The 9719-nt window shown below is 70.2% G+C and carries 5 protein-coding genes and 1 pseudogene; 1 reads left to right on the forward strand and 5 read right to left on the reverse strand.

Features of this window, described 5'->3' with window-relative positions:
- Positions 1–87 precede the first annotated feature (87 nt).
- Positions 88–1425 carry a glutamate--cysteine ligase gene (locus HV824_RS32510; protein WP_176424987.1) on the forward strand — a complete coding sequence of 446 codons (1338 nt, stop codon included), beginning with the start codon at positions 88–90 and terminating at the stop codon, positions 1423–1425.
- 12 nt (positions 1426–1437) lie between these two features.
- Here HV824_RS32510 and HV824_RS32515 read toward each other — a convergent pair whose 3' ends face one another.
- The 5 genes and pseudogenes from HV824_RS32515 to alaS form a co-directional block, all read right to left on the reverse strand.
- Positions 1438–2064, reverse strand: coding sequence for a hypothetical protein (locus HV824_RS32515; RefSeq protein ID WP_255208519.1), 627 nt, complete (start codon positions 2062–2064; stop codon positions 1438–1440).
- Positions 2065–2224: 160 nt separating this feature from the next.
- Positions 2225–3865, reverse strand: coding sequence for an Hsp70 family protein (locus tag HV824_RS32520; RefSeq protein WP_368738132.1), 1641 nt, complete (start codon positions 3863–3865; stop codon positions 2225–2227).
- A gap of 2097 nt (positions 3866–5962) precedes the next feature.
- Positions 5963–6259 (reverse strand): annotated as a pseudogene (locus HV824_RS32525) (TIGR02266 family protein); the annotation flags it as partial.
- Positions 6256–6909, reverse strand: coding sequence for a hypothetical protein (locus HV824_RS32530; RefSeq protein ID WP_176424988.1), 654 nt, complete (start codon positions 6907–6909; stop codon positions 6256–6258). The gene HV824_RS32530 and the pseudogene HV824_RS32525, both read right to left, overlap by 4 nt.
- A complete protein-coding gene (gene alaS / locus HV824_RS32535; protein WP_176421171.1) occupies positions 6906–9599 on the reverse strand; it encodes an alanine--tRNA ligase in 2694 nt (897 codons plus the stop codon). Before alaS ends, HV824_RS32530 begins: the two co-directional genes overlap by 4 nt.
- Positions 9600–9719: the final 120 nt, after the last annotated feature.

The following is a 9719-nucleotide window of genomic DNA, read 5'->3' on the forward strand; positions in this document are numbered from 1 at the left end:
ATGGGGGGGAGGGTGGTTTGTGGGCTCATAAGGGCCAGTGCGCAAATCCGGGCGGGTCCGAAGGTCTAGGTTATATAGGGCGCGCCCATGTCACTCGACCTCAAGCGCGCGGCCTCAGAGCCCATCACCTCCGTCGACATGCTGTTGGCTGGATTCCGAGCCGCCGAGAAGCCCCGTGGAATGCACCGTCTGGGGCTCGAGCATGAGAAGTTCCTCTACCCGACCGGCTCCGCGGAGCCCCCCACCTATGAAGGTGAGCGGGGCGTGGGCGCGCTGCTGCACCGCGTGGCCTCGGCGGGCTATACGCCGTTCCGGGAGACGCCGGAGTCGCCCGTCATCGCGCTGCAGCGCGGCGGCGCCACCATCTCCCTGGAGCCCGGCGGCCAGGTGGAGCTGTCCGGAAGTCCCTTCGTCACCGCGCGCGAGGCGCACGCGGAGAACCTGACGCACCTGTCGGAGGTGTCCTCCGCCGCGAAGGCGCTGGGCTTGCGGCTCGTCTTCCTGGGCTACCGCCCGTTTGGGACGACGGCGCAGATGCCGTGGATGCCGAAGACGCGCTACCTCATCATGCGCCGCACGCTGCCGGAGCGCGGCCGGCTGGCGCTGAACATGATGCTGATGACGTCCACCGGCCAGGTGTCCCTGGACTGGGCGGACGAGGCCGACTGTGTCCGCAAGACGGTGGTGGTGGCGCGGCTCGCCCCGCTGATGAACGCGCTGTACGCCAACAGCCCGTTGGTGGAGGGCAAGCCGTCGGGTTACCTGTCCTTCCGCAACCGCGTCTGGGACGAGGTGGACCCCACGCGCTGTGGTTACCTGCCCGCGTTCTTCGACGGCTCGTTCTCGTACCGCGCCTATGTGGAGTGGGCGCTGGACGCGCCGCTGCTCTTCCTGCGGCGCAACAACGAGTACCTGTATCCGAAGCTGACCTTCCGGCAGTTGATGAAGGAGGGCTTCGAGGGCAAGCCGCCCGACCTGAACGACTGGACGGACCACCTGTCCACGCTCTTCCCCGAGGTGCGGCTGAAGACGGTGGTCGAGGTGCGCGGCGCGGACTGCGTGAGTCCAGCGATGACGGGGGCGCTGGCCGCCCTCTGGCGGGGCATCCTGTACGACGCCACCGCGCTGGAGGAGGCCGAGCGCCTGCTCCCGAAGCTGACCTACGCCGAGCACCTGGCCTTCCATGATACGGCGCGTCGCGAGGGCCTGGGCGGCCGGCTGGGTGCGCAGGAGCTGCACCGCCTGGCGGCGGAGATGCTGGCCATCTCCCGCCGGGGCCTGATGCGGCTGGATGCGCAGGATGCGCCCCTGTTGGACGCGCTGGACGCGGTGGCCGCGTCGGGGCGCTCGCCCGCGGTGGCGGTGCTCGAGGCGTGGGAGAAGAATCCCCGCCCCGAGGTGCTGCTGGACGGCTTCGGCCTGTGACATGGGGGCGGGCTAGAACTGCCCGCCAATCATCACGTTGCCGTTGAAGAGGCTGCCCTTCTCGTCGGCGTTGGTGACGGGGTTTCGAATGAGTCCCTCCCCGCCGACGAGCCGATACGTGGCGCGCGCGCCGGCGACCAGGTTGCCGAAGCGGTAGTCCAGGCCCGCGGCCAGCGGGAGCTCCGTCTGCCAGTCGTTGTTGTAGAAGGCGTCCGCGCCGTCCGAGGGGTTGAGGTAGCTCAGGCCGACGCCCGCGCCGACGAAGGGGCGCCACTTCTCGTCGATGAGCGGTCCCGCCTTGGCGAGCAGGGTGGCGTTGTGGCGCCAGACGCCCTCGCCATCGCCGTTGTCGCGCAGGCGCGTGTCATCAATGGGGAGGCGCTGGCCTTCGTAGCCGACCTCGACGCCGCCGTACTGCCAGGGATAGGCGCTGGCGTTGATGCCCAGCAGCGGGCCCACCTTGGTGTTGCTGCCGAGGTCTCCGGTGAAGTTGCCGAGGCCCAACCGGACGTCGACGCCCACCAGCGGCTGCTCCTTGACGCGCAGCCGCTCGCCCACCTGCTGTGCCTCGATGGCGAAGGCCGGCCCCACCATGCCCAGCGCCGCCGTGGCGACTCCACCCACAATCGAACGTCGCATCGCATTCCTCCCGGGGAAAACAGTCACCGGAAAGCTGGCCATCTGTCGCCATGGTTACAGAGAGAGCCACAGGGACGCACGGTGGCCTGGATGGCCGCGGGCGCATCGGCCCACGGGGCGAAGGACGCCGTGACTCGCGCGCGGACGGGCGGGGAGGGGCTCAGCGGCGGCCGAAGAGCTTCTTCAGTCCGGACAGCACGCCACCCGGGCGCCGCTCCGGCTCGGGGATGAGCGGCGAGCGGGCGATGAGCGCGTCGAAGGCCGCGTCGTCCAGGTGCTCCGTGGCCAGGGACACCACGTGCCGCTTCACGCCGGGCAGGGTGGCTTCGAGCGACAGGGCCCCATCCACCGAGAGCGCGAGGTGCAGCTCCACCTCTCCCGCGCGCTCCACGTCGAGGGTGAGCTGGCCGAGGTACTCGGCGTCGGCGGCCTGCGTGGCGGCTCCCTGGAAGACGGCCAGTTCGAGCGGACCCGGCGCGGTGGGAAGCACCAGCGTCTTGGTGGCGGGCAGGCGGGTGTTTCGTTCGAGGACGCGGCGCAAGGTGCCGCCGCGCTCGGCGACGGAGAGCGGCGAGGAGAGCACCTCTGAGACGGTGGCCGCGGGCTTGCCGGCCTCGGCGAGCAGGAGCCCCTGTCCGAGCAGCGCGGCGCCCAGGGCCACGCTGCCCCGCGCGTCCACGTCGTCGCGCACGCTCACGCCCAGGCTCTCTTCGAGCCGGCGGCGAACCAGGGGCGCGGCGCCCTGCCCGCCGACGAGGAGCACCGCGTCCAGCCCCTGGGGGGAGAGCGCGTTGGATTCGAGCACGTCGCGGACCACGGTGGTGACGCGCTGGGCGAGGTCGGCGGTGAGGGCCTCCACGCGCTCCCGGTTGAGGGGTGGCACGGTGCCCGAGGGGAGGGTGACGTCCGCTTGCTCCTGGCTGGAGAGGGCCACCTTCGTGGACTCGGCGGCGGTGCGGAGGGGGGCCCAGTCGAGGGGATGGTCCGGCTTGGGCACGCCCTGCTCGGAGAGGTCGCTGGCGATGGCCTCGGCGATGCGTGCATCGAAGTCCATGCCGCCGAGGGTGGCATCGCCCCCGGTGGTGATGACCTCGAGGTCATCGCCTGTGACTTGCACCACGCAGACCTGGAGCCCGCCGCCACCCAGGTCCACGACGAGCACCCGCTTCCGCGCGAGCCCCCGGCCATGGGCATACGCGAGCGCCGCCGCCGCGGGGGCGATGAGGATGCGCTGGGCATCGAGCCCCGCGAGCGTGGCGGCTTCGCGAAGGGCCGCGCACTGGCGGTCGGTGAAGTGCGTGGGGGCGCAGATGACGGCGCGAGTCACCTTGCGGCCGAGGTGCGCCGCGGCGGCCTGCTTCAGTTCGCGGAGCAGCATGGCCGTGAAGAGGGTCGGCGAGATGACGCGGCCCCGGACCTCCACGGCGGAGTCCCCATTCGCGTCGGTGGTGACGGGGTAGGGGAGCAACGGGGCGAGCCAGCGGAGCTGTGGAGAGCGCGGCTTCAGGCCCAGCAGCCGCTTGAGGCCGGAGATGGCACGGCGGGGGGCGCGTTGGCCTTCCGTCTGCGCCGCGGCGCCGACGACGAGGTCGCCGGTACCATTCACCGCGATGAGCGCGGGGAGGTCCGTGGTGGTGGTGCCGGGGAGGGGGATGAGCTTGGGCATCCCGTCCTGGACGATGGCGACGCGCGCATGGGAGGTGCCCAGGTCGATGCCCAGCACGACCTCGGGGAGCGCGGGCGTCGAGGCCGGCTGAGGAAGGGGGACTTCGAGCAGGGCACGGCGGCGGTTGCGTGGCACGTCCGCGTCCAGGGGGACAGGGGGCGTGGGCTCGGATTCAATACGGACTGGAGTTGCTTCCGTGGCGGCCCCGGTGGGCGCGGCGCGCGCTTCCGTGTTGGACAGAGCAGCTTCATCCGAGGCCGCGCTGGGGGGCGTACTTTCGGGAGCGGGCGGCTCGGTGGTCGAGTGTGTCGGCGCTGGGGGTGGACTCGACTCGGCCGTGGGGGCTGCACTGGCTGGTGCCTGGGACGGAGTGTCACCTGATGCGGAGGCGTCCTGCGGAGGCTCAGCGGGCTTCGCATCCGGGGCGTCAGGCGCCGTCTTGACGACGTCACGTGCGCTCGGGAGCGCGGTCACTGCCTGTGTGGATGGTGCCTCGCCGGGGGCGCTGTCAGAGGGGGCATCCGTGCTGGATTCGGACGCGACATCCGGGCCGCTTGTTTCGGTGTTCGGCGCGGATGATGCCTCGCCGGGAGCACTGCCGGAGGGGGCATCCGTGCTGGATTCGGACGCGGCATCCGGGCCGCATTGTTCGGCGCTCGGCGCCGCTGCTTGGGGCGCGCTAGCTACTTCGTTGCTTGTCTCGGCGACGGGCGCATCGCGCAGAGGTGACGTCGCTGCGGAGGGCTTCGTGGTGGATGCGTCGCCTGCTTCGGCGTCGGGCTCTGCACGAGGGAGCGCGGCCGTCGCGGAAGCCTCCGGGGCTGCTACGAGGCCTGCCTCGGTGGTGGACGACTCGACGCTTGGGGTCGAAGTGGCAGTCGGTGATGCGTCGCCGGCATCGGCATTTCGCTCTTCGCTCGCGGGGGGCGCCGTTTCGGAGGATGCCGGGGCTGCTTTGTCGTCCGCGGCAATGCCGGGCTCGGCGCTTGTGGTCGAGGTCTCTGCGAGTGCTTCAGTCGTGGATGTATCGCTGCCCTCAGAGGGAGGCGCGGCACTCGTGGTCGCAAACGGCGCCGAGGGTTCCGTGGCTGCTTCGTTGGCGGGAGCGGTGCCCGTAGCCGGACTCGTCGCGGAGGGCTCCCTTGTTGCGGAAGTGCCAGCTTCCGCGACGAATGGGGTGCTCGCCTGAGCAACGGATGCTCCGTGGGGCGCCGCTGCATCTGCATCCGTCGCCGGAGTGGAGGCCGCTTGCAGGCGCGGAGCGGGTTCGCCGTGCTTCGTCGAGACAACAGTGCCTTCCGTAACGGGCTCCGTTGCCGAGGCGGGTCCATCGCTCGCTGCTGCACCGAACTGCCTGGCATCCGCGGCGCCGTCACCCGTTCCATGTACGGGCTTGGATTCGTCAGGCGCAGGCAGGGTTGGGGCGGGCGCGGTTCCACCAGGGCCAGGCGGGGAGGCAGGAAGCGCGGAGCCGGTGGGCTCGGCTCCGGCATGCGCATCGTCGCCTGTCTCCTGCGCCGGCGGGACACCAAGCAGCGCTTGAGTCGCCTCCACTGGCTCGCTCGCCGCCCGCGCGTCGGAGGTCTCCTCCGTCAGGTCCGGAGTCGCGGCAGCTGTCGGCGCAGTGCTGGCGTCGGTCGACGAATCCTCCAGGACGAGTGGCGCTCTAGCAGGCTCACCCTGGCCGTTTGGCTTGGCTACGGCATTCTCAGTGCCATCTGCATCCTCGGACGCCGCGAGGCTCGCGGTGATGGCGAAGTCGAGCCCGTCGCTCGAATCAGCTTCAAAGCGCGGAGCGACTGGTCCCGGACGCGCGTCGGCGTCCCGCGTGCTCGGAGCCCCTGAATCAGAAGCCTCAAGTGAGCCCGTGTCCGCCTCACCGGACACCGCATGCGCGTCCGTGCTGGACGCAGGCGCATCTGGCACTTGCTCGAACTCGGAGGACGGAGCAGCCGTGCCGGAGTCCGGTACTTCCGAGTGTGCGTCATCATCCGCCTTGGCAGTCTCGGAGCTGGGCGTGGGTTCCGGAACCGCCACCGCGTCAGGAGCTCCAGCCGTCGTGCCTTCGACGCGCGCATCCTCCAGCGTGGGCCGCACCGCATTCGAAGCCTTTGCGCCGGGTGCGCGGCGAACGAGTCCCGGAGGCGGCGTGGGCGCAGGGGCCGGAGGAGGGGGCAGGACTTGGGCGGGAGCTTGTGGCTCCACACTACCGGTACGTTTCGCCACCACCCGGTCGATGAGCGCCTTGCTCGCTGCGTCCAGCTTCACGAAGCGCACCGTCATGCCGGTACGCCCGCCCACCGCGTCCACCTGGGCCTTCACGACGATGCCCTCGCCGCGAAGCAGCCGTGCCCCGTCGGCCAGGACGAACTCGAACGCCAGCCCGGTGCCTTCGGGCTTCATGGCGCGCGTGGCGACGAACACGCCACCGCGCGCCACGTTCGAGCCGTACTTGTCGATGAACTCCTCCTCCGTCGTGTACGGGAGGCGGATGCGAAGCGGGAGGAGCTTGGACGCGGTCCCGCTCATTTCAACGGAATCCGCACATCCCCCCCGGAGCCCTGAAGCAACAGGTGCAGCCCGTCATCCCGAAGGGCCTCCGGAGGAAGCTCGAAGAGGAGGACCACGTCGGTGCGCTCGTCCGGAGCCCAGGTGCGGCGAAGGGGGCGGGTGCCCCCGACGACCTGGGCATCCCGGGCCACGGCATACGACTGGCCTTCAGCCCCGAAGAGCTTCGCCCCGTCCAGGTCCAGGGTGAGCGGCGCGCCGCCCACGTTCTGCGTCATGAGCTGCACGCGGAAGAACAGGTCCTCGGAGGTCAGGCTCACCTTCCCCGAGCCCTTCACCGAGTGCGACGCCTCCAGTCCGGAGAGCTTCACGGACAGGGTCTCCAGGCGCACGGCGTCGTTGGGGGAGGGGAGCTCCCAGGCGCGCTCGGTGGGGACGTTGATGCCCGCGGCGAGGCCCGCGAGGTTCGCGTTCGGGTCTCCGCGCGTGGCCTCGGGGCCCTGGGAGGGGCGGCCTCCCTGGTTCACCCGGTCCACTTCCTGGCGGAGCTTCTGAAGCGTCCGGTCATCACCCGTGCCCGCGTAATCGGGCGCGGACTCCTCCTTGCAACCACCCAGAACGAGGGAGGCCGCCAGGAGCGCCACGGAAGCCGAGGCCCGGTGGTTCATCACGCGGTGCCCATGCCCTTCACCAGTTCGTACAGCTTCTCCAGCGCCGCGGGGAGCTTCGAGGCATCCGGGCCGCCGGCCTGGGCCATCTCCGCCTTGCCGCCGCCCTTGCCGCCGACCTCCTTGGCCATCTCGCGCACCAGCGCGCCGGCGTTGATGCCCTTGGCCACGACGTCCTTGGTGGCCGCGACCAGGATGATGGCCCGGCCGTCCTTCTCGCCGCCGATGGCAACGACGCCCGAGCGGATGCGGTCACGGAGTTGGTCCGCCATGCCGCGCAGGACGTTGTCGTCCGCCGCGTCCACCTTCGTGGCCAGGACCTTCATGCCATTCACGTCGCGAGCCTGCTCCAGCAGGTCCTTGCTGCTGGCCGTCTGCGCCTTGACGGCCACTTCCTCGACCTTGCGCTCCAGCTCCTTCACGCGCTTCTGGGTCGCCTCGACGCGCTTGGAGACTTCCTTCGGGCTCGACTTGAACAGCTCGGCCACCTTGCGCAGCTCGTGCTCCTGCTCGCGGACGTGCTGGAGCGCGCCGATGCCCGTCAGCGCGACGATGCGGCGCACGCCGGACGCCACGCCGCTCTCGCTGGTAATCTTGAACAGGCCGATGTCACCGCTGCGGCGCACGTGGGTGCCGCCGCAGAGCTCGGTGGACTCGGGGTGCACGGTGACGACGCGAACCGTCTCGCCGTACTTCTCGCCGAACATGGCGACGGCGCCGGACTTCTTCGCGTCCTCCAGGCTCATGATGCGCGTCTCGGCCCCCGCGTTGTCGCGAATCCAGCCGTTGACCAGGTCCTCGACCTGCTCGAGCTGCGCGGACGTGGCGGGCGAGAAGTGCGCGAAGTCGAAGCGCAGGTAGTCCGGCGCGACGACGGAGCCCGCCTGCTTCACGTGCTCACCGAGCACGAGCTTGAGCGCCTTGTGGAGCAGGTGCGTCGCGGAGTGATTCGCCCGGATGGACTTGCGGCGCTCCGAGTCCACGCCGGCCTGGACCATGTCGCCGACCTTGAAGGTGCCCTCGGAGACTTCGACCGAGTGGACCACGAGGCCCGGCACGGGGCGCTGCGCGTCGGTGACCTTCGCGACCGCCTTGCCGCCGTGGCCGACGATGCGGCCGGTGTCGCCCATCTGTCCGCCGGACTCGCCGTAGAAGGGCGTGCGGTCCAGGACCAGCTCCACTGTGTCGCCTTGCGTGGCCTGGGTGACCTCGGAGCCGTCCTTGACGATGGCGCGGATGCTGCCCTCGCCCTCGTGGCCCTCGCCGTCATAGCCGAGGAACTCCGTCGTCCCGAGCCGCTCCGCCAGCTTCAGGTAGACCTCGCCCGTGGCCTTGTCGCCGGAGCCCGCGAACTTGTTCTTGTCCGCCTCTTCCTTGAGGCGCTCCTCGAAGCGGACCAGGTCCACGTCGAAGCCGCGCTCGCGGGCGATGATCTGCGTGAGGTCCCACGGGAAGCCGTAGGTGCCGTGGAGCAGGAAGACGACGTCGCCGGAGAGCTGCTTGCCGCCGGCCTTCTGCAACTCGGACAGCTCCTCCTCGATGAGCTTGAGGCCGCGGCTGAGCGTCTGGCGGAAGCTCGTTTCTTCGTGCCGGCAGACCTCCAGGACGAAGGTGCGGCTCTCGCGGAGCTCGGGGTAGGCGTCGCCCATCAGCTCGATGACGCGGTCGACGACCTTGAAGAAGAAGACGTCCTCCAGGCCCAGCTGGGTGCCGTGCCGGATGGCGCGGCGCATGATGCGGCGCAGGACGTAGCCGCGGCCCTCGTTGGAGGGCTGGACGCCGTCCGAGATGAGGAACGCCGCCGCGCGGCCGTGGTCCGCGACCACGCGCTGGGACGCGCCGGACTCCTGCGAGTAGGGCTTGCCGCACAGCTCGCTGACGGTGGCGAGGATGTTCTGGAAGAGGTCCGTCTCGTAGTTGGACCGCTTGCCCTGGACGACGGAGGCGATGCGCTCCAGGCCCGCGCCGGTGTCGATGGACGGCTTCGGCAGGGGGATGAGGGGGCCGTCCTTCTCCTTGCGCTCGAACTGCATGAACACGAGGTTCCAGATTTCGAGCCACCGGTCGCAGTCACAGGCGACGCCCAGACACTTCTTGCCCTCGGCCTCTTCGACACAGGGGATGTCGTCGCCCTGGTGGTAGTGGATTTCGGAGCAGGGGCCGCAGGGGCCGGTGTCGCCCATGGCCCAGAAGTTGTCCTTGAGGCCGAGCTTGTAGAGGCGCTCGGCGGGGACGCCCTGCTTCTTCCAGAGCTCGTAGGCCTCTTCGTCCCAGGGGGTGCCGCCCTCGCCGTTGAACACGGTGACGGCGAGCCGGTCGGTGGACAGGCCGAGTGTCCGGGTGACGAACTCCCAGCCGTACGCGATGGCGTCGGACTTGAAGTAGTCGCCGAAGGAGAAGTTCCCGAGCATCTCGAAGAACGTGTGGTGCCGGGCGGTGAAGCCGACGTTGTCGAGGTCGTTGTGCTTGCCGCCGGCGCGCACGCACTTCTGCGACGTGGTGGCGCGGCGGTAGTCGCGCGTCTCACGGCCGGTGAAGACGTCCTTGAACTGCACCATGCCCGCGTTGGTGAACATCAGCGTCGGGTCGTTGGCGGGCACCAGGGAGGAGGACGCCACACGGCGGTGGCCGCGCTCCTCGAAGAACTTGAGGAACGCCTCGCGAATCTCGGAGGCGGTCAGGGCGGAAGGCATGGTGTGGGTATATGCCACAAGAGGCGGCTTCGCAGGAGTTCTTGGAGGTTGCATGGGGGCCTGGACGACCCCCGGAACCCCGGACTGACCCGGTGGGGGGGCCCGGGCGGGGAGCCGGCG

This window comes from Myxococcus sp. AM009 (assembly GCF_013372605.1).
Classification (GTDB): domain Bacteria; phylum Myxococcota; class Myxococcia; order Myxococcales; family Myxococcaceae; genus Myxococcus; species Myxococcus vastator.

Excerpts from the sequence above, each read along its gene's own strand:
- HV824_RS32515 (WP_255208519.1), bottom strand. The coding sequence starts at position 2,064 with ATGCGACGTTCGATTGTGGGTGGAGTCGCCACGGCGGCGCTGGGCATG.
- HV824_RS32510 (WP_176424987.1), top strand. The coding sequence starts at position 88 with ATGTCACTCGACCTCAAGCGCGCGGCCTCAGAGCCCATCACCTCCGTC.
- alaS (WP_176421171.1), bottom strand. The coding sequence starts at position 9,599 with ATGCCTTCCGCCCTGACCGCCTCCGAGATTCGCGAGGCGTTCCTCAAG.